Raw genomic sequence first — 25172 nt, 5'->3', positions numbered from 1 at the left:
CAGAGCGCCTTATAACTTTGCGATTTGGCGCGTCAGCAGATCAAAGAAACCATCGGCATCCACATCGCCCATGAGCGTCGCATTTGGTGGATGATCCGTCACACCCCACCAATCGGCAACGGTCATACCAAGGGTCAAATCAGAACCGGTTTCTATCTGCACATTTATGTGCCGCCCGGTGAACAGATCAGGCTGCAGAAGATAGGCAATTACGCAAGGATCATGCAATGGTGCCCCGTCTGATCCGTATTTTTCCATATCGAACCTATCAAAAAAGTCGATCCAACCGGCCAGGGTTTGACCAACTGGTGTGCCCATTTGACGAAAGGCTTCGATGCGCACGGGCGTGGTCAGAACCTTGTGGGTTACGTCCAGTGGCATGACCGTTAACGAAATACCCGATTTAAAAACGATATCAGCAGCGTCAGGATCGACATAAATATTGAATTCGGCCGCAGGGGTTATATTGCCGACCTCGAAATAAGCGCCTCCCATCAGAACGATTTCCTGAATGCGCGAGATAATATCGGGCGCACGCATCATTGCGGTGGCGATATTGGTCAGCGGACCCAAAGGACAAAGAGTGACAGTTTTGGCAGGTTCAGACCGCAATGTGTCAATAATAAAATCCACCGCATGGCGGTCTTGCAGCGGCATAGTCGGATCAGGCAGATCAGCACCGTCCAACCCCGTTTTTCCGTGAACATGTTCAGCTGTCACCAGCCTGCGTTTCAAAGGCGCATTGCAGCCAGCAAAGACAGGTATATCGGTCCAACCAGCCAGTTCACACACCACACGTGCATTCTTTGATGTCAGCGGCAATGGTACATTGCCTGCAACCGCGGTGATGCCCAAAACGTCAATCGTTTCAGGGGCGGACAATGCCAGCAGAATAGCAACCGCGTCGTCCTGACCGGGGTCGGTATCAATGATGATTTTGCGCAGCGACATGGTGAACCAATTCCAATATTTCCGTGCGTAAGTGGTTGCATTGCTGCCCAATCGCTGCAAGCTAAAACGATCCCTATTCTAGCCAACTGATATACATAACTGCAGATAAAGCGCTTTTCATGAAACAAACCGAAATTCTTGCAATATTAGATCAAGCAGCACATAATTTTGTCTTTCCAATGCTGGATAATGGGTATGTTTATCTTGCAAAGATCAGGCTGAACCTATTTCGATCAGATCATGATTGGGCAATGGTCTTTGAATGGTTTGGCTATGCAACAAGACAGGGTATGCCGGATTTGACGCTGTTCACGATTGGCAGCCACCTTCGCAACCGAAAATCAGCAGATCAATTTATATCAAAGAACTGCTATGAAGAGTACCTTACAAATCAGAAGCATCATGAGGCGACAACGTTTTGGCCGATTTCAAACGAAGACTGGTTAGATCACGCTAATCCAGACCAGGTTCGGAATGTGGGGCAAGTGCATCTGCGTGACAAGATTGTATCCCTGCCCAGTAAAAGTGCCTATGGGCCAGTGGGGATCACGCTTGAAGAAACTCAGCCTTTTGTGTTTGAGTTGTGCCGTTATCTAGCAGCGATTTATCCAGATGATGTGATGGCCACGAAAGCCGAACGCAGGGTCAACGTGCCGCATGAATTTGATCAGGTTATGGTTCTTAATGACTGGCGCCATCCTGATCTTGCATCTAGTGAAAAACCCAGTGATCTTAGCAGTTTTCAACAGATGGCTGCGGTGCTGGAAAGTGGTGATGTTTCGTTTTACTCACCTGATCAGCCGGGTAATACCGCGTGGCAAAACTGGCCGGACGGTGGAACGTTATAGTACAGCCTTTTCCGCCGCTTTCACCTGATCCCAAAGCGCATCCATTTCTTCCAACGTCGATTTTTCGGGCCGTTTACCTTGATCAGCAAGCGCTTTTTCGATCGCATTAAAGCGCCGGATGAATTTGGCGTTGGCGGCGCGCAGGGCCTCTTCTGGATCAACCTTCAGGTGTCGCCCTAGATTGGCCATAACAAACAACAGATCGCCGAATTCTTCGGCCACATCAGCGTGGGTTAATGTATTTCGCGCTTCAACCAATTCTTGTGTTTCTTCTACGATCTTATCCAACACCTGATCGGTCGAAGGCCAGTCAAACCCGACCCGTGCCGCCCGTTTTTGCAACTTCACTGCGCGAAGTAACGCAGGCAGGCCCACGGCGACGCCATCCAATACGCCGTCTTGTGCCTTGCCTGCGCGTTCCGCTGCTTTGATCTTTTCCCAGTCTGCCGTTTGCTGATCTGCGCTTTTATCGCGGTTTTCATCGCCAAAGACATGGGGGTGCCGTGCAATCATTTTGTCGGAAATCGCATTGGCCACGCTGCCAAATGTGAACAACCCCGCTTCTTCACCCATCTGCGTGTGATAGACTGTTTGCAGCAAAAGATCGCCCAGCTCGCCCTCCAGATCGGCCCAATCCTGCCGTTCGATCGCGTCGGCCACCTCATAGGCTTCTTCGATCGTATAGGGCGCTATGGTCTTGAAATCTTGTTGAATATCCCAAGGGCAGCCTGTTTCAGGATCGCGCAAACGGCGCATGATTTCTAACAAACGCGGAAGTCCGCCGTCTGGATCGTTCACTATGGTATTGTTGGCGTTATTCGACATTGCAGCCGCCTTGTCTTTAGAGGATGCTTGCACCATTAAACGTTGTTATCGCGGAGTCCAGTTTTGCCAATTATTAATAGCATTTCAGATTACAAAGACACATTAACCACATGGCGCAGGCATCTGCATCAGCATCCCGAACTTGGATTTGACTGCCACAAGACGTCTGGTTTCGTTGCCGAGCGTCTTCGCGATTTCGGTGTGGATGAAATTCACAACGGATTTGCAAAAACAGGCTTGGTTGGCATTGTTTATGGGCAATCGGATGGCCCAACAATCGGCTTGCGTGCTGATATGGACGCCTTGCCAATCGTCGAGGAAACCGGTGCTGAATGGCAATCGACTGTTTCGGGAAAGATGCATGCTTGTGGGCACGATGGGCATACGGTGATGCTTTTGGGTGCTGCTAAATATTTGACAGAAACACGCAACTTTGCGGGCCGCGTGGCGTTAATTTTTCAACCAGCCGAAGAAAGCGGCGGCGGTGCGAATGTCATGGTGAACGAAGGGATCATGGATAAATTCAATATTTCCCAAGTCTATGCTTTGCACAACGCCCCCGGTGTCCCCGAGGGGCATTTTTACACAACACCGGGGCCGATTATGGCCGCTGTCGATACCTTTGATATTCATATCCAGGGTGTTGGTGGGCACGGGGCAATGCCGCATGAAACCAAAGATCCGGTCGTGGCCGCTGTTGGAGTTGTTCAGGCAATTCAGACTATTAGCAGCCGCAACCATTACGCTTTGGATGATCTGGTCATCTCTGTCACACAAATTCATACGGGTAGTGCGGAAAACATCGTGCCCGACAAAGCATTTATTGGCGGCACGGTTCGAACGTTTGATCCCAAGGTGCAAGCTATGGTGCAAAAACGTATGGCTGAAATTGTGGCGGGGCAGGCGGCCAGTTATGATGTGCAGGCAGAACTGATCTATCAGACGGAATACCCGGCAACGATTAACCATGCCGACCAAGCCGCATTTGCCGCAGATGTGGCGCGCGAAATTTCAGGCGACAAGGCTGTTCTGGATAATGTGGGTCGTGAAATGGGGGCCGAGGATTTTGCCTTTATGCTGCAATCCAGACCCGGCGCGTATTTATTTCTGGGCCAAGGCGAAAGCGCCGGATTGCATCATCCGGCCTATGATTTCAACGACGACATTATCCCTTATGGTGCGTCGTTCTTTGCAAAACTGGTTGAAACAGCGCAGCCAATGGGGGGAAACTAAGTGCAATAGATATGAAGATATTCGTTTAGATTTATCCGCACGCAATTCACCTTTTAGAACTCATTTACGCCGAAGTGATCGTTCACATTTTTATTTATAGGTATGTTCCGAGATTTACGATCAAGAGCATCTCTCTCGACTTCTAAACCTGCATGCGTAGATCGCTGCGTTGTATTTTTGTGATGATCCTGCCCTTGCGTCTGATCTGGACCCGGTATTCACCGAAGGTAAGCTTGCTTATAGTGGCTATATCGTGTGCGCTGAGTCGTCGAAAAGGGGCAAATCGGGGCGTATTCCTGCGTAGAAAATTTGCCCCGCAACAGTTTAAATGTATAAGAAAAATGAAAATAAATCAACACGCTAGACTTTCTATTGCCCCTATGATGCATTGGACAGATCGTCATTGCAGGTATTTGCATCGGCTGATGTCGCGTCATGCGCTGCTTTATACAGAAATGGTCACTGCGCCTGCCTTGGTTCGCGGTGATGCGCGTCATTTATTGCAGTTTAACACTGAAGAGCACCCTGTTGCGCTGCAACTTGGGGGATCAGACCCAAGTGAGTTGGCGCAGGCTGCTGCGATGGCTGCGGATGAAGGCTATGATGAGGTTAACCTGAACATCGGGTGCCCCAGTGATCGTGTGCAATCGGGGTGTTTTGGCGCCGTTTTAATGAAACAACCCGATCTGGTGGCAGACTGCGTCGCGGCGATGCGCGACAGGTGTTCAGTCGAAGTCACTGTGAAATGCAGGATCGGTGTCGATGATCAAGATCCATCACAGATATTGCCGCATTTTCTGGAAACGGTCAGCGCAGTCGGGGTAAATCGTTTTGCCATTCATGCCCGAAAAGCATGGCTGCAGGGGCTAAGTCCAAAAGAAAACCGTGATGTACCGCCGTTGGACTATGATCTGGTATTGCAGATGAAGAAAACCTATCCGCACCTGCATATTAGTATCAATGGCGGTATAGAAAATATTGATAAGGCTGAATATTTTCTGAACCAAGGGATGGATGGGGTGATGATCGGTCGTGCGGCCTATCATACGCCATCGGATATCTTGCTTCAGACAGACCGCCGGATTTTTGGCCAAAGCACCACGCACACTGCAGAAGATGTGGTGCGGGCTATGTATCCTTATATTGATCGGCATCTGGCGCAAGGGGGGCGATTGAATCAGATCACAAGACATATGCTGGGATTGTTTGCGGGGCGTCCCGGTGCGCGGCAATGGCGCCGGACATTGTCAGAACGCGCGCATCGTGACGGCGCAGGCGTTTCGGTGGTTGAGCAGGCGTTGGAATATGTGACATCTGTGCAGGTGGCCCAATAGCAGGGCTGGAACCTTGTCGTCGGTCAGTATAACGGGGGCAAAAAGGGGACCGCCATGCCAGAACTTTCCACACTTCTTCCGCTTGTCGCAATTTTGCTGGTTTTTGGTGCCGTGGCGGGCGTTTTGGCGGGGCTGTTGGGTGTTGGCGGCGGTATCGTTCTGGTGCCCGGGTTCTTTTACGTGTTCACGGCATTGGGTTATGACAGCCCCTATCTGATGCAGATTTGCCTTGCGACATCGCTTGCGACGATCATTGTAACGTCAGGCCGGTCCGTGATGAGCCATCATAAAAAAGGGGCGGTTGAGTGGCCCATTTTAAAGACTTGGGCTATTGGAATTGGGATCGGTGCTGTCATTGGTGTCTTGGTCGCAGCGCAACTTCGGTCAACTGTGTTGCAGGCAATTTTTGGCTGTATGGGCGTTATCATCGGGTTTTATATGGCCTTTGGGCGCAGTGAATGGCGGTTGGGGGCTGAAATGCCAACAGGGATCGCCCGCGCGATTTACTCTACAATTGTTGGGTTTCTATCAGTGCTGATGGGCATCGGGGGCGGATCGCTTGGCGTGCCGCTGATGTCACTTTATGGCAGACCCATTCACAATGCCGTTGCGACAGCTGCGGGTTTTGGCGCGCTGATTGCCATTCCATCTGTTATCGGCTTTTTGCTGATACCCATCCCGGCCGAGGTTCGCCCGCCTTTCACGATCGGTGCTGTGAATTTTCCGACTTTTGGCGTGATCATCGCGATGACACTTTTGACGGCACCGATTGGCGCCAAAATTGCCCATAAGATGAACCCAAAGCCACTAAAGCGTGTGTTTGCTGTGTTTCTGATCCTGGTCGCGGCCAATATGTTGCGTAAAGCGGTTGGCTGGTAATCAGGATATATCTTCAAGTTTTCGGCCAAGACTGGCAGCCCCGACAAATGTTGAAACTGTAATGATCCACGGCATCAAGCTTGTAGCGCCGTCATAAAATCGCTGCGATAGTGTTAAGTCTGTAATCAAAGGATCATCCATCGGCACGGTGTTCAACGCAAATAACACCCCGACAAGCACTGCAAATCCTGCAGCTGTCTTGAAAGGGTGTCGCGCAAAAACACCGGGGCGGATTAAAACGAATATCAACAGCGCCAAAAACACCGGAACAGATGCCCAGATCCCTGCAAGCAGAATGATCAAAAGGCTTTCGATAAAGACAGTCTTGATCGCGTACAGAATATTTAACGTCATCAAGTACGGAAAGCTTAGAACGGCATTGGCAATGGGCAGGGCAATAAAGCCTGCAAAAAGTATACTCACGGACCATGCACGGATGGTCATATCAAGTATACGAAGCGCTTTCATCCGGCTTTGCGTGCGGCGCGTCCACCGCGGCGCTTTTTCAACAAGGGTGCGCGTGTTGGCAGCTCTGCCATCACCGCTTTTCGTGCGTCAGGTGTCATACGGCCCCAGTCTGTGATTTCGTCAATGCTGCGCAGGCAGCCCGTACAGATGCGTTCCTGCGGATGAATGACGCAGATATTGATGCACGGGCTTTCGACCTCGTCGCGTTTCCAGACTTCGTTACTCATTCTGACTGCCTTATATGGTGCATACGGTCTAGGGCACCTTGAAGTATATATCCAGCCGCGACGTGATCAATGACCTCGGCGCGACGTTTTCGTGTCGTATCCGCCTCAAGCAGGGCGCGTTCTGCCGCAACAGTGGACAGTCGTTCATCCCAAAAGCCGATGGGCAGATCAGTTAACCTGTCCAGATTGCGGGCAAATGCGCGGGTCGATTGACACCGTGGCCCTTCTGAGCCGTCCATGTTTCGGGGCAACCCAATAATAATGCCGCCAAGGGTACGGCCCTTGATAATCTCAAGCAGACGCTCGGCATCCACACTGAATTTCTTGCGTTTGATGGTTTCCAATGGGGTCGAAACAGATAGAAAACTGTCCGATACGGCAACTCCGATTGTGTGCGTTCCAAGATCTAGTCCGGCCAGGGCGGCCATGGGTTTAACAGCTTTTGCAAAGTCTTCCAGCGTATCGCAGATCACCCGGCCACCCCGGCTTGCACAGCGGCACTTTCGATGATGTCCAGCGCATCTTCCAGTCCTTCGAACGCTTGTTGCGCGTCTTCCCAGACTGCGCGCGCCCGGTCGGTTTCGCCCAAAACCCCATAGGCGCGGATCAGACGGGCCCATTCTTCGGGCGGCCCGCCCGCACTGCTAAGCCTGTCAGACAACCCATTTACCATGCCGCGGATCATCTGTGTGCGTTCTTCGGGCGTCATGTTTTCTGCAGCGGCCATATCATCAAGCGATGGGCCAAAGGGAATATCTGGTGGGGTATAGCGTACGCCAGCACGCATCGCCATGCCTTCGATCTGGTTCATAATCGGGCGGATCCACGGCGCATCCGGTGGCCCCTGATCCAATTGCTGCCGCCAGATGCGAAAGGCCAGATCCGGACGGCCCGTTTGGCTGAACATCAAGCCTGAATAATACTGCGCCCGCCCGTTCATATTGTCGCGCGCCAGTGCTTGTTCCAACGCGGTTTCAGCCTGGGGCGAGACATAGCCGTTGGCCGCAAGGATTAGCAGCTCGGCCAGATCAGCGTGATCCTCAGCCGTTGCCTGATCGCCCTTAAGTTCAACGACTTTGGCTTGCGCGACATGGGCGGCTGCAAAATTCTGCAGGCGTATTTCGTTACTGACCAACAGCATCTGACCCTGCAAATCATCAGGGTTTTCCTGCAAAATTGCGCGAAGCCTGTCCATCAAAGCAGTATCTTGACCTTGTGGGGGTGTAGTGGGGGCGCGCCGCAGTGCAATTTCGGCTTCCGCCACAGCCTGACTTGGGCGATTTTCCCGCGCGATTTCAGACGCTTCCATGCGGTCACGATGCGGCAGGTCACCGTAACCTGGCGTGCCAATCGCAGTATAGATCGCGAAACTGCCGCCCACGATCACAAGGGCGATAAAACCGACCACAATGCCTGACATATGCGTTTCAGCGGGTGCCTTGACCGATTGCACTTTTTGAAATTTGCGATCCGCTTCCAGCAAACGGCGCGATACTTCGGTGCGCAGGCGGCCTGCCTCATCATCGGTGATCACATTACGTGCCAGATCGCGCTCAATTTCCTTGAGCTGATCGCGATAGATTTGCATGTCATAGGCCACAGCGGGCTGAACGCGCCCTTGTCTGCGTAACAAAGACACAACGACCAACAGTGTGATGGTCAGGGCAAGCAGGGCTGTCAAAATCCAAAATATCATGACGCTATTATCTAAGGCCTTGTTGCCCGGTGCAAAAGCCCAAAACACAAGATGTCGCAGAAATGGGATATTGTGCCGCTGCTGATCGTGGGAGTAACCTGTATCCACATAAAACTTTGATCCATACAGTCTGGGGACGCCGCGCCATGAAACGCTATTCTGCTTTTGCCATCGCCCGAGAGGCTGCGCGATATCACGCGGGCTGGGAACGGGCCTGGGCTGCACGCACGCCCAAAGGAAAATACGATGTGATCATTGTGGGCGCTGGTGGGCATGGTCTGGCCACGGCCTATTATTTGGGCCGCAATCACGGCATTACAAATGTCGCTGTGCTGGAAAAGGGTTGGCTTGGCGGTGGGAACACCGGGCGCAATACGACAATCATCCGTTCAAATTATCTGCAAGATCCATCTGCTGCGATCTATGAAAAATCGCGCAGTTTGTATGAAACGCTTAGCCAAGATCTGAATTATAACATTATGTTCAGCCCGCGCGGCGTGATGATGCTGGCCCAGACCCACCATGAGGTGCGGGGGTACCAGCGCACGGCCCACGCCAATGCATTGCAGGGTGTCAAGACAGAATATATCACCCCAAAACGGGTCAAGGAACTGTGCCCGATCATTGATATCGACGGTCCGCGCTATCCGGTTCTGGGGGCGCTGTGGCAGGCGCGGGGTGGCACCGCGCGGCACGACGCGGTGGCATGGGGGCTGGCGCGGGCGTGTTCGGATATGGGCATGGACATCATCCAACAGTGCGAGGTCACAGCCGTACGTCAGTCCGGTGGCAAGGTCACCGGTGTCAGCACGACCAAGGGCGATATCGATTGCGATAAGATGGGCATTGTTGTGGCGGGTCATTCCGGCGTACTGGCCGACATGGCGGGGTTCCGACTGCCGATTGAAAGCGTGGCGCTGCAAGCGTTGGTGTCAGAACCCATCAAACCCTGCATGGATGTCGTCGTCATGGCCAACACGGTCCACGGGTACATGAGCCAGTCTGACAAGGGTGAAATGGTCATCGGCGGCGGCGCGGATGGCTATAACAACTATACCCAACGCGGCAGTTTTCACCATATTGAGGAAACCGTGCGTGCCCTGATCGAAACCTTCCCGATGATTAGCCGCCTGAAAATGCTGCGGCAATGGGGCGGTATCGTGGACATGACCGGGGACCGGTCGCCCATCATCTCAAAAACTCCGCTTGAGGGCTGTTTTATCAACTGCGGATGGGGCACAGGCGGGTTCAAGGCCATCCCAGGATCGGGCTGGGGCATGGCTGAACTGATGGCCAAAGGCGCGTCACCATTGACCGATGCGTTTACATTAGGCCGCTTCCGAGAGGGCCGGTTTATCGATGAGAGCGTGGCCGCAGGAGTGGCACATTGATGTCAGTCACTTCCGCCGTCAATGCCGTAATTACCTGTCCTATTAGACTGGCTAACCAAATGATTGTCGTCAGGACCGTTAGCATCGCTATTATGCATTTTACAGCTTCCAAGCCTAATAAAAAACACAGCAAATGCAATAACAACAGCAAGCGGCGACAAATTCAAAAACATATCGAACGTCATAAATTACTTTTAAACACCGTGACCACCCGCGCTATCACCACTTGCAGTATTTCCCGCTGTTTTGCTTTGCGCAATTGTCGCCTGATCATATCCTGGGCCGGGGCTATGCGGTCTGTGGGTTTGAACTGGTTTCACACAGCGTCTTGTTTTTATGATCTTCCAAATCACGAAACTGATAACCGCACCCAGTGCAATAAAAAATATCATATCCATAATAATCGCCATATAAACTATAAGCCGCATTTTTTCAAACTTATCAGACCCTTCTTTCCTGCATCTGGGGCGTCGACATGTTGATGCATTGCCATCCTTACATCAGGCAGCGGAACCAAAGCGCGCAGTCTCACGTTATATTGTCTGAAAGCAGCAGAGCAGGAGACGTGAAATGTCCGATACAAATCAGAAATCAGGAAGCAACAGTGTTTTGGCCTTCTTGGTTGGTGCCCTTATTGTGGCGGTCATCGGTTTGGCGTGGTTTGTCTATTCTGGTGAACAGGATGATGGACTTTCAATCACCGTCGAAGGCGTTGATGGTGCGGCCGAAGCAGTCGAGGACGCTGTTACCGGCAACTAATATCAGAAATTATTTCAGGACTTTGGCTGTTTTTTTAGTCAAAGTCTTTTCTATTCTGACGAAACATATCAAAGATATCTATTCTGGATCTTTTCTAACTGTTTTTCCCCATCAAAACATCGCCATATACAATCTTTTCCGCCCTTATTATCGAGGCGCAGTATATGGCATATGCTTCCGACAATATTCACCTAAACGCGCAGATACCTGTGTGACCTGGAAAGGATTAATCCAGTGTTGATGCTGACCTGTCCTTACTGCGGCATAGATGCCGACGAAACTGAGCTGACCCCGGGTGGACAGGCGCATTTGACGCGCGAAACGGTCGGGTCAGATGATGATACCTTTGAAAGCTATCTGTTTATGCGTGAAAATCCCAAGGGCGTGCATTTTGAACGCTGGCGGCACAGCTATGGTTGCGGCAAGTGGTTTCATGCAGCCCGCTGCACCGTGACGCTTGAGGTGTTCGGCACATATTCCGCCCAAACCACGGAACCACCCAAAGAGATTTGCGATAAGATTTCCGGCAAACGTCCCGGCTGGTCATGGGGATCGTTTTCATGAGTACACGACTGGCCCAACAGGGGCGTTTCCTGAACAAAACCAAAACCTTGAAATTCACCTTTAATGGTAAGCAGATGAAGGGGGTCGAAGGTGATACGCTGGCCTCGGCCTTGCTGGCCAATGGGCAGACACTGGTCGGGCGGTCGTTCAAATATCACCGTCCACGCGGGATTGTCGCCAGTGGCGCCGAAGAACCCAATGCGTTGGTCAATCTGGGCACTAACGGTCAATTTGACCCGAACGCCCGCGCCACCACGACCGAGGTTTTCGACGGGCTTCAAGCAACATCGCAAAACCATTGGCCCAGTCTGGAATTCGATGTGGGCGCGATCAACAAGCACCTTAGCCGCTTTTTGCCTGCGGGTTTTTATTACAAGATGTTCATCCATCCGCGGTCGTTCTGGAAACATATATATGAACCCTTCATCCGTCAGTCTGCAGGCCTTGGCAAAGCCCCCAAGGCACGGGATGCGGATACTTATGAACATTTCTATGCGCATGTGGATATTTTGATTATTGGCGGTGGCGTGGCTGGATTGGCGGCTGCCCTGACCGCTGGTAAATCCGGCGCACGGGTTTTGCTGATCGAACAGACCGCCCATTGGGGTGGGCGCGCGCCTGTGGATGGCGGCATCATTGATGGGGTCGAGGCGGAAGAATGGGTAAGCTCTACGCTGCAAGCCCTTGAAAAAATGAAAAATGTGACGCTGCGCAGCCGAATGATGGGTGCCGGGGTTTATGATCATGGTTATGTTTTAAGTTACGAACGCCTGACCGATCATACCTCTGAATCGACTGGTCCGCGCCACCGATTGTGGCGCATTCGGGCCAAGCAAGTTGTCACAGCGACGGGCGCCATCGAACGCCCGCTTAGCTTTGCAGGCAATGATATTCCCGGTGTCATGCTGGCCTCGGCTGTGCGGGATTATGTGGTAAATTATGCAGTGTCGCCTGGCGATCGCACGGTGATCGTGACGAATAATGATGATGCCTATCGCACGGCGCTGATTTTGAAACACGCCGGATTGGATGTGCCTGCCGTGGTTGACGCGCGGCCCGAAGGTGGCGGCGCGCTGATGCAACAGGTCAAGGATCTGGGCGTGCGTGTTCTGACCGGCAAGGGGATCGCCAAGGTCAAGGGTGGCAAGCATGTGGAGGGTGTTGGCATTTGTTCGCAAGCTGGTGAAGGGGCCGTGTTGGAAGACATCGCCTGCGATGCAATTGCCATGTCGGGCGGTTGGTCGCCCGTGGTCCATTTATGGAGCCATTGTGGCGGCAAGTTGATCTGGGATGTGGAAAAAGCACATTTTCGCCCCGATGTCAGCAAAGGTCCCACAGGTGCAGATGGCAAGCCCTTTGTCGTGCCCGCAGGGGCCGCAAATGGCGCAATGTCACTGGCTAATGTGTTGGCAGGCAGCGTGGCTGCGGGCAAAATGGTGGTGGAACAGGCGGGGCTGAAGCCCAAGCGCATCGTCACGCCGGAAGGTGAAAGTATGCCCGAAACCCCGCTGAAGCCAGTCTGGATGATGCCACAGGGCGCAGGGATCAAGCTGCGCAGCAAAATGTGGCTGGATTATCAGAACGACGTGAAAGTGAGCGATGTGCAACTGGCCGCGCAGGAAGGGTTTGAAAGTGTTGAACATGCGAAGCGGTATACGACCCTTGGCATGGCAACAGATCAGGGAAAATTAAGTAATATCAACGGCCTTGCGGTGCTTTCGGATGCATTGAATGCTGATATTCCAGATGTGGGAACCACGACATTCCGCCCGCCATATACACCGATTTCTATGGGCTCAATCGGGGGCGAGGCACGCGCTGATCTGTTTCAGCCCATCCGCAAGACACCGATGCATGACTGGCATGATGAGCAGGGCGCTTACTGGGAACCTGTGGGCCATTGGCGTCGACCCTATTGTTATCCGCGAAGTGCTGAAAACCACCAAGATGCCGTAACCCGAGAAGTGACGAACACCCGCGAAAATTTGGGGCTGCTGGATGCGTCGACACTGGGTAAGATCGTGGTCAAAGGGCCGGATGCGGGCAAGTTTCTGGATATGCTTTACACCAATATGATGAGCAGCTTGAAACCGGGTCGTTGCAGATACGGCTTGATGTGTTCGGAAAACGGTTTTCTGATCGACGACGGTGTGGTCGCGCGGATCGATGAGGATACATTCCTGTGTCACACGACCACCGGCGGCGCGGATCGTATTCATGCGCATATGGAAGAATGGCTGCAGACCGAATGGTGGGATTGGAAGGTCTGGACAGTTAACCTGACCGAACAATACGCGCAGATCGCGGTTGTCGGCCCGAACGCGCGGAAAGTGCTGGAAAAGTTGGGCGGTATGGATGTCAGCAAGGACACGCTGCCGTTTATGGCTTGGGCTGACGGCCAGATCGGTGGGATCGATGTGCGGGCCTATCGCATCAGCTTCTCGGGCGAGTTGAGCTATGAGATCGCCGTGCGGGCCGGGCAGGGGCGTGCGTTATGGGATGCCTTGGTCGAGGCCGGGCAGGAGTTCGGCGTTATGCCCTATGGCACCGAGGCGCTGCATGTGATGCGGGCCGAAAAGGGCTTTATCATGATTGGCGATGAAACCGACGGCACTGTTATTCCACAGGATCTTGGGTTGCATTGGGCGCTTTCCAAGAAGAAAGACGACTATCTGGGCAGACGCGCGCAAGAGCGCGATCATATGACCGATCCAAACCGCTGGAAACTGGTGGGCCTGGAAACGGTTGACGGGTCGGTGATCCCTGATGGGGCCTATGCGGTCGAAGACGATACGAACGAAAACGGCCAAAGGAACATGCAGGCGCGCGTCACATCGACCTATTATTCGCCGACGCTGAAACGCGGCATTGCGATGGGATTGGTCGAAAATGGGCCTGATCGGATGGGCGAACAGTTAGAGTTCCCGAAAATTGATGGCACTAGCGTTTTTGCCAAGATCGTTGATCCGGTTTTCTTTGATAAAGAAGGGACAAAGCAAGATGTCTGATACATTCGCCATGATCGAACAGGTTGGTCCCCGCGGAATGATGACGTTGCGCGGTGACCTGTCGTCGACCAAGCTAAAGAACGCAGCAACGGGTGTTGCAGGCGTTGATTTTCCCGGTATCAGCGAATGCAATTGTGTGGATGAACGGGGCATTGCATGGATGTCCCCCGACGAAGTTTTGGTCATAACGCCATATGATGAGATTGCTAAAGATCTGAAAAGAATGCAGAAAATTCTATCGGGCACGCATCATTTACTGGCTAATGTATCAGATGCACGGTCAGTATTCATGATCAGCGGTGCCAAATCACGCGAAATTATCGCAAAACTGTCCCCGGTCGATCTGCACCCTGATAGTTTGATCCCAGGTCAATTTCGCCGCACCCGTCTGGCCCAGGTGCCGGCTGCATTTTGGATGAGGGATAAAAATACGTTTGAACTGATCTGCTTTCGTTCTGTTGCCGATTATGTTTCAACGCTTTTGCACAACGCCGCCAGCGCGGGGTCTGAGGTTGGATATTTCCAGTAATGAGAAGCTTGGGACTAAAAATTAAGTTCCGATAAGCAAAAGAAATTTATAAACGGCCGCTGAAGGCAAATTTACATAATTAGGTATATAATGAAAATTATAAATATTTTAGTGTTTTTTGCGTTTTTGACAATCTCATCTGCAGCACATGCTATTGATATTAGATGCAAAATTCAATCGACTGGTCCGGATGCGGATTGGATAGCCGAAGACATAATCATAAGTCTTGTTCCAACGGGAACATATACAATTGGTGGGTTGCCAAAATTTGAAAGTATTGAAGCAACAGATCGGATTATTAGAAAAAATAGTGGCCCTAGTGTTCAAGCAATACTTCAAGACCTGTCAGAAAAACGCATGACACTCACTTGGACTGTTGATGATTTTAAAGATGAGACTGGTACTAAGTTACTTAAACTTCGTCATCAATCCTACGATCTGTCTGTTCGATTGACAATATACCGTGAAACAAACAAAGCACTTGTTACGACTGTATCCAGTGCTCGAAATTATCCGGGGAACAGAAATGCCAGAGCGACAGGTAATTGTATCCTGTGAAGTCAAAGGACCAGTAATTTATGCTTAAATTATTCAAAGGCGAGCTTTCTATCGCGGTCACTTTCTGGGTCGGGTTTTTTTTATTCAACGTTGTTACAAATCTAATCCTGGTACAGTTGAATAATCAGTATCTTACGATTGAAGACGACCAAACTCAGACTTTGGATACAGTGATTTTGGTCTTTATGATCTTTTTGCTGCTTTATCTGCTTTTGATGATCGTTGCGATGTATCGGTCCATGCACAAGGAAGGCAAGGCAAGCATTTTGGCTTGGATTGGATTACTTGTGATTTGCTTGGCGGTAATTTTCCGATCCTACAATATTGCGTTGGTTGCATTTCCGACAATCATTCCAAGTGACGCTTTTATTGATATTGAAATTGCGCAATTGAACCAAAGCTTACCTACCGTGATTGGCGATGGTATGACGATGACCAAGGTGACATTGGAAGACGGTGTCATGAGCTATATCATCACAGCAGATTTTCTTGAACGTGATTTTGCCGTTATCAATCTGATTGAAGCGCCGATTGGGCAAAACTTGTGTCGTGATTTCGAAGGGTACTTCAATGGGCCGGTTAATAGCGTTGCTTATGTTTATAATCTTATTGACGGGCAGATGACATCGATCCTAACCGCTGAAGAATGCTTATCATATCTTCAAGGAACCCGCTGAAGGTGTGCTGCGTTTAATGAATATCATGTTCTGACTTGACCTTGGGGCATTGCAGCATCAGGTAAGCAGATATCAAACACGACTGAACCAGAGGGGCCTTAGAAAATGGCATTTGAACTTCCTGATCTTCCCTATTCGCATGACGCATTGGCCGATAAAGGCATGTCAAAAGAAACATTGGAATATCACCACGACCTGCACCACAAGGCCTATGTCGATAATGGCAACAAGCTGATTGAGGGCACAGAGTGGGCCGACAAGTCTTTGGAAGAGATCATCAAAGGCACCTATGACGCAAACTCTGTGGCCCAGTCGGGTATCTTTAATAACATCAGCCAACTTTGGAACCACAACCAGTTTTGGGAAATGATGGGTCCGGGCGAAAACAAAATGCCGGGTGAGCTGGAAAATGCACTGAACGATGCGTTTGGGTCCGTGCAAAAATTCAAGGATGAGTTTAGCGCAGCCGGTGGCGGCCAGTTCGGTTCAGGCTGGGCCTGGCTTGTCAAAGATACCGACGGCAGCTTGAAAGTCACAAAGACGGAAAATGGTGTAAATCCGGTATGTTTTGGCCAAACCGCACTGTTGGGCTGCGATGTGTGGGAACACAGCTATTACATCGATTTCCGTAACAAACGTCCTGCGTATCTGGGTAATTTCTTGGACAATCTGGTCAATTGGGAAAACGTCGCATCGCGTATGTAGAAAACCAAAAAACATCTAACTTCGGGCCTTGCAACGTAAGATGCAGGGCCCTTTTGTTGAAATGACCATCTACTTATTGTTGCAAAGATGCCGATTGATAACAATAATGTAGAATTATTGAACGGTATCGGGATGGATTTTGACCTATCGTAGTGGTCTTGCTAGCATTACCCACAAGATAATGGGGAGTATTCCGTTTGGCCGACAAAAACCGCAAGCCTGTTTTAATTGTTGCTATCAGCCTTTTGATGGCTGTGGCAGGTGGGCTTTTGACATTTTTTCTACTTCCCAAATCTGATCCACAAAATCCACCAGCCGTAACAGCACAAACGACGGCACCATTGGTGCCGGATGCGCCGGATAGCCTTGACGAGATTGCAGTTGAAAGACCTACATTTGACGTTGTCCGTGTGGATGCTGATGGGCGTACTTTGGTGGCGGGACGGTCACTTGCGTCGTCGGATGTCAATATCATGGTCGATGGTATACCCTCAATGACAGGTGTCACCGATACCGGTGGGCGCTTTGCGCTTTTTCTTGATCTTGAACCAAGTAGGCAACCGCGGACTATCAGCCTGATGGCCCAAATGCCTGATGGAACCTTGGTTATATCAACCGAACAGATGATTGTGTCGCCCTTCGATGGGGTGAATGCGGCGGAGGTTGCATCGCAGACATCACCAGACGCGCCTGAGGTCCCCTCGGCCCCGGTCATTGTGGCGTTGGACGAAGACGGGCTGCGCCTTGCGCAGGCGTCTCAAATTCCGCCAGAGGCATCTGATACCGTGGCATTGGATGCAATTGGTTATGATGGTAGCGGCGATGTGCAATTGACGGGTCGGGGCGATGAAGACAGTTTTGTGCGGATCTATGTCGATAACAAACCTGTCACGACGGCCCAGATTTCTGATCAGGGGCAGTGGCAAATGGAATTGCCGCAGGTTGACGCCGGTACCTATACCCTGCGTATTGATGAGGTGAATACCGAAGGCGAAGTCACATCGCGGGTTGAGACACCATTCAAACGCGAAGCGCCGTCAGAGCTTTTGATTATTCAGGAAAATACCCAGCAAGTTTCCGTTCAGACGGTTCAGCCCGGTGCCACGCTTTGGGCGATTGCAGAAGAACGCTATGGTGATGGATACCAATATTTGAAAGTTTTTGAAGCCAATCGCGACCGTATCCGCAACCCTGATTTGATCTATCCCGGTCAGATTTTCACAGTACCGGACTAATTATTTCAAAAGCCTATGGGCCTTTCTTTATGAATGTCCTAGCTTAACTGGCTAGGGCAAACGCGGGATATTTTTAGTGACAGAACAAAGCGATACGGTGGACGAAAAGCGCAGTGGGTGGCGAACCATTCGCAAAGTTGCGCCTTATCTTTGGCCACAGGATGTCGCTTGGGTCAAATGGCGTGTCGTCTTTGCCCTGGCGACACTGGTTTTTGCCAAGGTGATCGCGGTCAGCACACCGTTTTTCTATAAAGGTGCCGTCGATGCCTTGGCAGGCGAAGAGATCAGCAGTGCGTGGATGCTGGCGCTTGGGACGATTGGTCTGACTGTGGCTTATGGTATGGCGCGATTGCTGACCGTCGGGTTTCAGCAACTGCGCGATGCGATCTTTGCCCGCGTTGGTCAGCGCGCTTTGCGCAAACTCGCGCTTGAGACTTTTTCACATATACACCGGTTAAGCATGCGCTATCACATTACCCGTAAAACTGGTGGGTTAAGCCGGATTATTGAACGCGGTGTCAAAGGCGTGGATTTTTTGCTGCGGTTTTTATTGTTCAGCATCGGCCCGTTAGTACTTGAGCTGCTGATGATTGGTGTCGTTCTAGCGATCCTGTTTGATGTGCTTTATCTGGTCGTCGTGATTGTTACGATTGCGATTTACGTCTGGTTTACCTTTGCAGTCACCGAATGGCGGGTTCGCATTCGCAAGGAAATGAACGATCAGGATACAGATGCGAACCAAAAGGCTATCGACAGCCTTTTGAACTTTGAAACGGTCAAATACTTCGGTGCCGAAAAGCGCGAGGCTGAAAGATATGATGTTGCCATGGCAGGGTATGAGGTTGCCGCACTCAAGACATCCTATAGCTTGTCATTCCTGAATTTTGGCCAGTCCTTTTTGATCACCAGCGGATTGGTAGCGGTCATGGTCATGGCGGCGATGGGTGTTCAACGCGGTGATCTGACGGTCGGTGATTTTGTGATGGTCAACGCCTATATGATCCAGATCACCATGCCATTGAATTTTCTGGGCACGGTCTATCGCGAAATTCGGCAATCATTGGTTGATATGGGTGAAATGTTCGATCTGCTGGAACAACCGGCCGAGGTTCAGGACAAATCGAACGCAGCTAATCTAAAGGTCACAGGTGGGCATGTCGAACTACGCGATGTATATTTCGGCTATGATGCTGCGCGGCCTATTTTGAAAGGTGTGAGCATTGATGCCGGGGCAGGTCAGAAAATTGCGATTGTCGGTCCGTCAGGGTCGGGAAAATCTACCATTGGGCGGCTTTTATTCCGGTTTTATGATGTGAACGATGGGGCTTTGTTGATTGACGGGCAAGACATTCGCGACATAACGCAGGAAAGTCTGCACGCACAAATCGGCGTCGTGCCACAGGACACAGTGCTGTTTAACGACACGGTCTATTATAATATTGCCTATGGTCGCCCTGATGCATCGCGCAGCGAGGTTGAACAGGCTGCCAAAGCTGCGAAAATTCATGATTTCATTCACGGCTTGCCGGATGGTTATGAAACCACTGTGGGTGAGCGCGGGCTAAAGCTGTCGGGCGGTGAAAAGCAGCGCGTTGGTATCGCCCGAACATTACTGAAAAACCCACCCATTCTGTTGCTGGACGAAGCGACATCCGCACTGGACAGCGAGACAGAGCGCGATATTCAGGAAAGCCTTCTGGCTATGGGGCAGGGGCGCACGGTTCTGACAATTGCGCACCGTTTGTCGACGATCATTGATGCGGATCGAATTATCGTGCTGGAGGATGGCCTGATCAGTGAAGATGGCACACATGATGAACTGCTATCGCAACGAGGTCGTTATTACAGCATGTGGCAACGCCAGCAATCCGAGGAAGAAGAAGTCATGCCGCTGGAAGACAAGGCAAGCAATGCGTGACGATGTAGGGTTATGATTTACTCAATACGAACGGATACGTTTAATTTGTTTCCATCCAGATCACGGACATAGGCGCCGTAATAATCCGGGTGATATTGTCGTGGTCCGGGTGCGCCTTCGTCTTTTCCGCCGCAGCGTAGTGCAGTGGCATGGAAATTCTTTACTGCATCAATATCAGGTGCATAAAACATGACCTGTGTGCCGTTACCAAAGGTTGCCATTTCTTCGTTAAATGGCAGTACGACGAACAGAGTGATACGACCATCTTGCCCCGCATAGCCCCGTTCAGTCGGCTCGGATAACACGCAACGCATTCCGATCGACGCAAGAACCTTGTCATAAAAGTCGCCTGCCGCTTCGATATTATTCGTGCCGATACAAACCCCTGATAGCATTTTATTCAGCCGCCCGCAGCGGTTGCCCTTTTGACTGACCAGCTTCAGGCAGATCATCCCACAGAATGACCGGCAGTTTCACGCGCTTTGCTTCAATTTGCAGCGCCCAGTCGCGTGCAGCGCGACTGCTGCCGCCCAGTGACATTTTCTTTAACCCCCATGCCGCCCACTGCGCATAGGTTGTGATCCAGATCCGCAGCGCCAACATGGATGGTGTGAAGACCAGCGTCAGAACTGTTGCCACGCCAAGCCCGAATACCACTGCAGTTGCCAGCTGTTTCCACCAAAGGGCTGTGGGGCTGTCGATGGAATAGCCACCATTTATAAAATCTAGGGACAGACCAAACATCATCGGCGCAAGGCCCGCCATGGTAGTGACAGTCGTGAGCAATACGGGACGAATACGGTCTTCTGCAGTCCGAATGATCGCCTCAATCCGCGGCATATAACGGCTGTAATCCTGATAGGTGTCGATCAGCACAATATTGTTGTTCACCACAATACCCGCCAAAGCCACGATCCCCGTTCCGGTCATGATGATCGAAAACGCTTGCCCCATCACCAGCATGCCGATCAGAACACCGGCGGTTGACATCACAACGGCCAGCAAAACCAGAACCGAGTTATAAAATGAATTGAACTGCGCCAGAAGAATGATGAACATCAGCCCAAGCGCGCCCATGAAAGCCGATTGTAAAAAGGCCTGACTTTCCGCTTGTTCTTCCTGGTCGCCGGTCCATTCCCATTCGATGCCTGCAGGCAAAGGGTTATCGGTGATCCATTTGGTCAAAACCTCAATCCGTTCGTTCGCCGTCAATGGGACCAGCCTCAAGGTACTATCATCATCATTCAGCGCAGATCTGATTTTGGAAATTGTCCATCCATCAGACACATCTTCCACAAAGTAATGTGACAAGACTGGTCCAAAAAGCATATTCGCAATGCCAGACCGATCTTGTTGCCATATCAAATTGACCTCTTGTCCGGCTTCCATTTCATCCAGACTGACGGCCTTGCCAATGGCGACAGAATTAGTCGTTGTTTCGTCATCATCGTCAGTTGATGTCAGCTGAAACGTGTTCAGATCGCTCACGATATCGGCTTTCACATCATAGTGACGTTTTTGATCAACGCGGTCGATCTGACCCAAAGTTGGTACTGGACGCCGGCTGATGAAATTAGACAGCGGGATCAGCCCGTCGGACGTACGCACCTTTAGATTATCAAGCGTGCTTAAAACACGGTCCCGTTCGGGTAGACGGACGCGAATCTCGATTTCTTCGTCTGATGTGTCGACACGCATTGTATCCAGCAGAATGCCACGCGTGACCAGTTGTACCATTGCACCCACAGTCGCGACATCAGCGCCGTAACGCCCTGCTTTTTCCACATCAACATTGATCTGCCAGTCAATGCCGGGCAGGGGCAACGTGTCTTCAATCAGGGTCAGCCCAGGCGTTTTGTCAAACTGTGCCCGCACGGCCAATGTGACGTCTTCGAGGGTGTTCAGATCATCGCCCTTCAGCCGTAAGTGCACAGGCTTGCCTGATGCGGGGCCGCGGGCCTGATCCAAAATCTCAATCTGAATACCCGGGATTTCGTTTAGCTGCGCTGTCAGTTCATCAATGACGATATTACCGTCTAAGTCTGGGCGATCTCTGCGATCTTCCCATGCGATGGTTTCAAACTGAATTTGTCCAACAGTATCACGGGGGGCAGCCCCGCCGCTGGTATCGGTATTCAATCCGCCACTGCCAGAAAATGCAAACGCGTTTTTAACGCCGAGATGGGCCAGAACGATCTGTTCGGCCTGCTGGACCAACGCATCTTTTTCATCAAGCGACAGGTTGCCGCGGGCGCGTACAAAGACGATGGCCTGTTCGGGTTCAGATTCCACAAAAAACTCAACACCGTTATTGTTGTTGGCGAAAATCATGAAAGTCATAATGACAAACCCAATGACCGCCACGACCGATACGATCGGCGCAATCGGATTTCCCACAATGGATTTGATAACCTGACCGAATATGGTCCGCACCCGACCACTTCGCACGCGCGTACGCACGCCTTCGGCTTGGCTGGCGCTAAAGGTTATAGAAACAGAAATCGCCCCAGCTAAAAACAAGACCACACCAAGCAAGACGGCAAAAGCGGGCGCGCTTGTCCCCCCATTGCCCAAAAGATAACGCGGATTCAGCAGTTGCATGGCGCCCAGAAATGTCATCATCAACGCGGGCAGGATCAGCAACATCACTACATACTGCGGCACGGAATGCCGCATCCAGTCGGCGGCATGGCCGAACGTGCGGCTCATCCGGCCCGTTACACCGCCCATGACGGGCAGATAAATCAGCGCCACAATCAGGGAGGCTGATAGCACAAAGATCAGCGTGACAGGCAGCATTCCCATAAATTCACCCGGAACGCCGGGCCAGAACAGCATGGGCAGAAACGCACAAAGCGTTGTCGCGGTCGAACTGACGATGGGCCAGAACATCCGCTTTGCGGCTTCGACATAGGCGTGCATGGGCCCGGACCCTTCGCTGATGCGCCGATCTGCATATTCAACCACCACAATGGCCCCGTCGACCAGCATGCCCACAGCCAGGATGAGACCAAACATAACAATATTGGATATGCTGATGCCCATAACGGCCAGAAATCCAAAGCACAGCAGGAATGAGGTCGGGATGGCAAAGCCAACCAGCAGCGACGGGCGTGTGCCCAAAGTCACAAGGATCACAATCATAACCAATGCGATGGCCGTCAGAACGGATCCTTCCAGCTGGCCAACCATGGATGCCACAACACGGGATTGATCATTTGATGTGCCAACCTGAATGGCGGCTTGCAATTCTTCGGGCCAAGTTGTGCGTGTTTCTTCAACAACGATCTTAACCTGATCTGCCGTTTCAATCAGGTTGAAGCCTTTGCGTTTGACGATTTGCAACGCGATGGTGTTGATATTGTTGAACCGGGCAATGCCTTCACGATCTTCGAACGTCAGGCGAATATCGGCCAGATCGCCAAGCGTGATTACTCGGTCACCGTTTGTTTTGACAGGCAGGCTGAAGACATCGGTGCGGTCATCAAATGATGATGGAATTTTCACCCCGATTGACGAACTTTCGGTTTCCACATTTCCCGCTGCAATCAGCAGGTTGTTGTTGGTCACCACACTGATCAATTCTGTGGCCGTGACGTTATAGGCTTCAAGCTTTAGCGGATCGATCACGACTTCAAGCATTTCATCGCGTTGGCCAGTTAAGGCGGCTTCCAACACGGAATCCATGCCTTCGATCCGGTCTTGCAGATCTTTGGCGACCTGAACCAATGTGCGTTCCGGCACGGCACCTGTCAGATTGACGATCAAGATTGGAAATTCGGAAAAGTTGATCTCGTTGATGGAATATTTTTCGGCCCCGTCCGGGAATTGCGCTTCGGCGGTGTTCATGGCGTCGCGCACATCGGCCATGATCTTGGTCTTATCCCAGCCAAATTCGAACTCAAGCGCGACCCCTGCATAACCTTCGGCAGCGGTGCCGGTGATGGTCTTCAGGCCATCCAGATCGGACAGCTCTGTCTCCATCGGTTTGACCAAAAGTTTTTCGCTGTCGATTGCTGAAATGCCGGGAAATGGCACTGAAACAAACAATGCGGGAATTTCGATGTCAGGTTCACCTTCTTTGGGCAACCCGACATAGGCCACGCCACCGGCCAGCAACGACAGTGCGATAAACGCAAGGATCATACGGGCGCGGGCGGCGGCCCAATCGACGATACCGGTCATTGTTCTGGCTCACGATAAGTTACTGTGACGGGCACGCCATCGGTCACATATTCATGCCCGACCACGATCACATCGACAGCATCCGGCAGGCCATTGACCCATACCCCATCAACAGTATCGCGGATGAAATTAACCGTGCTGAAGGCGACTCTCTGATCTTTATTCACAATACGGACACCCAAATCGCCATCGTCATTTAACGTCAGTGCAGACCCGGGCAGAAGATGCGCATCAGCACCGTCAGAGGCAATTAGAATTTCCACAGTTTGACCATCGCGAATGTCCATATTGGGGTTCGGCACGAAAACTTCGACCCGGAAGGTGCGTGTTTCAGGATCAGCGGCGCGCGACAAAAACGTCACCTGACCTGTCACCTGTCTGCCTGAAAGCAATCGCGCGCCAGCCGTTGCGCCGACGGTGATCCGATCAACTTCGGTTTCAGGGGCAAAGCCCACCAGTTTAATCGGATCCAGCTGAATGATGGTCGCGCATTCTGCACCCGGTTGCAGCAAGCTGCCTGTTTCGGCAGTATCCGTTTCCAGTAATCCTGCGAACGGCGCGCGAATGTCCAGACGTTCGATTTCTTTTCGGGCGCCTTTGATGCCAGCTTCGGCGGCCTGCACACTGGCTTCCGCGGATTCCTTGGCTGCCAAGGCTGCTTCAACAGAAGCAGCGGTCGACGCAACTCTGGTCTGTGACGCAAATCCGCCTTCGCTTAACTTTGCCGCAGCGCGATCATTGATCTGGGCTTCAGTCAGACGCGCTTCGGCTTCTCTTTGTCTGGCATAGGCTTCAGGCAGGCGAGCGTTGGCTTCGGCCAAAGCGGCCTCACGCGTCCCAGGATCAAGTTTGCAAAGCAGTTCACCGGCCTGAACACGGGATCCTTTGCGCAAAGGGTCCGACATGACAAGGCCAGAGGTTTCAGATTTAACAACAACCTGCCGCAATGCCTCGGTTCGGCCACGCAATAAAACCGCGCTGTCGATTGATTTCACCTCGGACCGTAATGCAACAACGGATACGCGCCGCAGATTTTCTTCAGCATCTGTTTCATCCTCGACATCGTCTGTACTGTTGGCTGCAACAGCCATGAGTGCGTCACGTTCAAAGACCAGAAAATAAAGAAAGGCTGACACCAGAATTGCCGTCAATATTGAAAATAGCTTCATAGGTGCCTCTGCT

The 25172-nt window shown here is 51.6% G+C and carries 24 protein-coding genes; 14 read left to right on the top strand and 10 right to left on the bottom strand.

Translation table 11 applies throughout. The annotated features are described in order from the left end of the window. Positions 1-9: 9 nt before the first annotated feature. On the bottom strand, positions 10-951 hold the full coding sequence (locus HRQ87_RS16440) for a nucleoside hydrolase (RefSeq protein WP_174139535.1): 942 nt from the start codon (positions 949-951) through the stop codon (positions 10-12). 119 nt (positions 952-1070) lie between these two features. Between HRQ87_RS16440 and HRQ87_RS16435 the strand changes: the two genes are divergently transcribed. Next, positions 1071-1799 carry a DUF7003 family protein gene (locus HRQ87_RS16435; RefSeq protein WP_174139534.1) on the top strand — a complete coding sequence of 243 codons (729 nt, stop codon included), beginning with the start codon at positions 1071-1073 and terminating at the stop codon, positions 1797-1799. Here HRQ87_RS16435 and mazG read toward each other — a convergent pair. Next, positions 1794-2624 (bottom strand): nucleoside triphosphate pyrophosphohydrolase, encoded by an 831-nt coding sequence (gene mazG / locus HRQ87_RS16430; protein ID WP_174139533.1) that lies wholly within the window; start codon positions 2622-2624, stop codon positions 1794-1796. The two genes, HRQ87_RS16435 and mazG, sit on opposite strands and share 6 nt — an antisense overlap. A gap of 63 nt (positions 2625-2687) precedes the next feature. Between mazG and HRQ87_RS16425 the strand changes: the two genes are divergently transcribed. From HRQ87_RS16425 to HRQ87_RS16415, 3 genes are all read left to right on the top strand, one after another. After that, on the top strand, positions 2688-3857 hold the full coding sequence (locus HRQ87_RS16425) for a M20 aminoacylase family protein (protein ID WP_174139532.1): 1170 nt from the start codon (positions 2688-2690) through the stop codon (positions 3855-3857). A gap of 341 nt (positions 3858-4198) precedes the next feature. After that, a complete protein-coding gene (dusA, locus tag HRQ87_RS16420) occupies positions 4199-5191 on the top strand; it encodes a tRNA dihydrouridine(20/20a) synthase DusA (protein ID WP_174139531.1) in 993 nt (330 codons plus the stop codon). A gap of 54 nt (positions 5192-5245) precedes the next feature. Continuing rightward, entirely contained in the window at positions 5246-6070 is an 825-nt protein-coding gene (locus tag HRQ87_RS16415) for a sulfite exporter TauE/SafE family protein (protein ID WP_174139530.1), read from the top strand. Here HRQ87_RS16415 and HRQ87_RS16410 read toward each other — a convergent pair whose 3' ends face one another. The 4 genes from HRQ87_RS16410 to ccmI are packed head-to-tail and all read right to left on the bottom strand — an operon-like array spanning position 6071 to position 8461. Next, positions 6071-6493, bottom strand: coding sequence for a hypothetical protein (locus HRQ87_RS16410; RefSeq protein ID WP_174139529.1), 423 nt, complete (start codon positions 6491-6493; stop codon positions 6071-6073). A 41-nt stretch (positions 6494-6534) separates the two neighbouring features. Then, positions 6535-6765 (bottom strand): DUF1289 domain-containing protein, encoded by a 231-nt coding sequence (locus tag HRQ87_RS16405; protein ID WP_174139528.1) that lies wholly within the window; start codon positions 6763-6765, stop codon positions 6535-6537. Beyond that, the gene (gene ruvX / locus HRQ87_RS16400) at positions 6762-7238 is read right to left on the bottom strand and encodes a Holliday junction resolvase RuvX (protein ID WP_174139527.1); all 477 of its coding nucleotides are present in this window, start codon (positions 7236-7238) and stop codon (positions 6762-6764) included. The genes HRQ87_RS16405 and ruvX overlap by 4 nt, the downstream gene beginning before the upstream one ends. Beyond that, a complete protein-coding gene (ccmI, locus tag HRQ87_RS16395; protein WP_174139526.1) occupies positions 7235-8461 on the bottom strand; it encodes a c-type cytochrome biogenesis protein CcmI in 1227 nt (408 codons plus the stop codon). Before ccmI ends, ruvX begins: the two co-directional genes overlap by 4 nt. Before the next feature lie 146 nt (positions 8462-8607). Here ccmI and HRQ87_RS16390 point away from each other — a divergent pair, with 146 nt between their 5' ends. Continuing rightward, entirely contained in the window at positions 8608-9852 is a 1245-nt protein-coding gene (locus HRQ87_RS16390; RefSeq protein ID WP_174139525.1) for a sarcosine oxidase subunit beta family protein, read from the top strand. Between the two features lie 194 nt (positions 9853-10046). Here the strand turns inward: HRQ87_RS16390 and HRQ87_RS16385 are convergent, their stop codons facing one another. Then, entirely contained in the window at positions 10047-10250 is a 204-nt protein-coding gene (locus tag HRQ87_RS16385) for a hypothetical protein (protein WP_174139524.1), read from the bottom strand. Between the two features lie 172 nt (positions 10251-10422). Here HRQ87_RS16385 and HRQ87_RS16380 point away from each other — a divergent pair, with 172 nt between their 5' ends. The 9 genes from HRQ87_RS16380 (at position 10423) to HRQ87_RS16340 (ending at position 19805) form a co-directional block, all read left to right on the top strand. Next, positions 10423-10611 carry a hypothetical protein gene (locus HRQ87_RS16380; RefSeq protein WP_174139523.1) on the top strand — a complete coding sequence of 63 codons (189 nt, stop codon included), beginning with the start codon at positions 10423-10425 and terminating at the stop codon, positions 10609-10611. A gap of 234 nt (positions 10612-10845) precedes the next feature. Further along, the gene (locus HRQ87_RS16375; protein WP_174139522.1) at positions 10846-11175 is read left to right on the top strand and encodes a sarcosine oxidase subunit delta; all 330 of its coding nucleotides are present in this window, start codon (positions 10846-10848) and stop codon (positions 11173-11175) included. Beyond that, positions 11172-14183: a sarcosine oxidase subunit alpha family protein gene (locus HRQ87_RS16370; protein ID WP_174139521.1), complete on the top strand. Its 3012-nt coding sequence runs from the start codon at positions 11172-11174 to the stop codon at positions 14181-14183. The genes HRQ87_RS16375 and HRQ87_RS16370 overlap by 4 nt, the downstream gene beginning before the upstream one ends. Beyond that, positions 14176-14712, top strand: a complete 537-nt coding sequence (locus HRQ87_RS16365) for a sarcosine oxidase subunit gamma (protein ID WP_174139520.1) — start codon at positions 14176-14178, stop codon at positions 14710-14712. The genes HRQ87_RS16370 and HRQ87_RS16365 overlap by 8 nt, the downstream gene beginning before the upstream one ends. Positions 14713-14802: 90 nt before the next feature. Further along, positions 14803-15270, top strand: coding sequence for a hypothetical protein (locus HRQ87_RS16360; RefSeq protein ID WP_174139519.1), 468 nt, complete (start codon positions 14803-14805; stop codon positions 15268-15270). 20 nt (positions 15271-15290) lie between these two features. Next, the gene (locus HRQ87_RS16355; RefSeq protein WP_174139518.1) at positions 15291-15947 is read left to right on the top strand and encodes a hypothetical protein; all 657 of its coding nucleotides are present in this window, start codon (positions 15291-15293) and stop codon (positions 15945-15947) included. 105 nt (positions 15948-16052) lie between these two features. Further along, complete coding sequence (locus HRQ87_RS16350; RefSeq protein WP_174139517.1) at positions 16053-16652, top strand: superoxide dismutase; 600 nt, start codon at positions 16053-16055, stop codon at positions 16650-16652. Between the two features lie 197 nt (positions 16653-16849). Continuing rightward, on the top strand, positions 16850-17887 hold the full coding sequence (locus HRQ87_RS16345; protein WP_174139516.1) for a LysM peptidoglycan-binding domain-containing protein: 1038 nt from the start codon (positions 16850-16852) through the stop codon (positions 17885-17887). Between the two features lie 76 nt (positions 17888-17963). Beyond that, positions 17964-19805, top strand: coding sequence for an ABCB family ABC transporter ATP-binding protein/permease (locus HRQ87_RS16340; RefSeq protein ID WP_343035355.1), 1842 nt, complete (start codon positions 17964-17966; stop codon positions 19803-19805). Positions 19806-19822: 17 nt separating this feature from the next. Here the strand turns inward: HRQ87_RS16340 and HRQ87_RS16335 are convergent, their stop codons facing one another. From HRQ87_RS16335 to HRQ87_RS16325, 3 genes are read right to left on the bottom strand one after another with little or no spacing between them, the layout of a single operon-like run. After that, positions 19823-20200 (bottom strand): VOC family protein, encoded by a 378-nt coding sequence (locus tag HRQ87_RS16335; RefSeq protein WP_174139515.1) that lies wholly within the window; start codon positions 20198-20200, stop codon positions 19823-19825. A gap of 1 nt (position 20201) precedes the next feature. Continuing rightward, positions 20202-23990, bottom strand: coding sequence for an efflux RND transporter permease subunit (locus tag HRQ87_RS16330; RefSeq protein ID WP_174139514.1), 3789 nt, complete (start codon positions 23988-23990; stop codon positions 20202-20204). After that, positions 23987-25159: an efflux RND transporter periplasmic adaptor subunit gene (locus tag HRQ87_RS16325; RefSeq protein WP_174139513.1), complete on the bottom strand. Its 1173-nt coding sequence runs from the start codon at positions 25157-25159 to the stop codon at positions 23987-23989. Before HRQ87_RS16325 ends, HRQ87_RS16330 begins: the two co-directional genes overlap by 4 nt. Positions 25160-25172: the final 13 nt, after the last annotated feature.

Source organism: Parasulfitobacter algicola (assembly GCF_013315265.1).
Classification (GTDB): Bacteria; Pseudomonadota; Alphaproteobacteria; order Rhodobacterales; family Rhodobacteraceae; genus Parasulfitobacter; species Parasulfitobacter algicola.
Note: the sequence above shows the minus strand (reverse complement) of the source record. Positions and strands in the feature narration are given on the sequence as shown.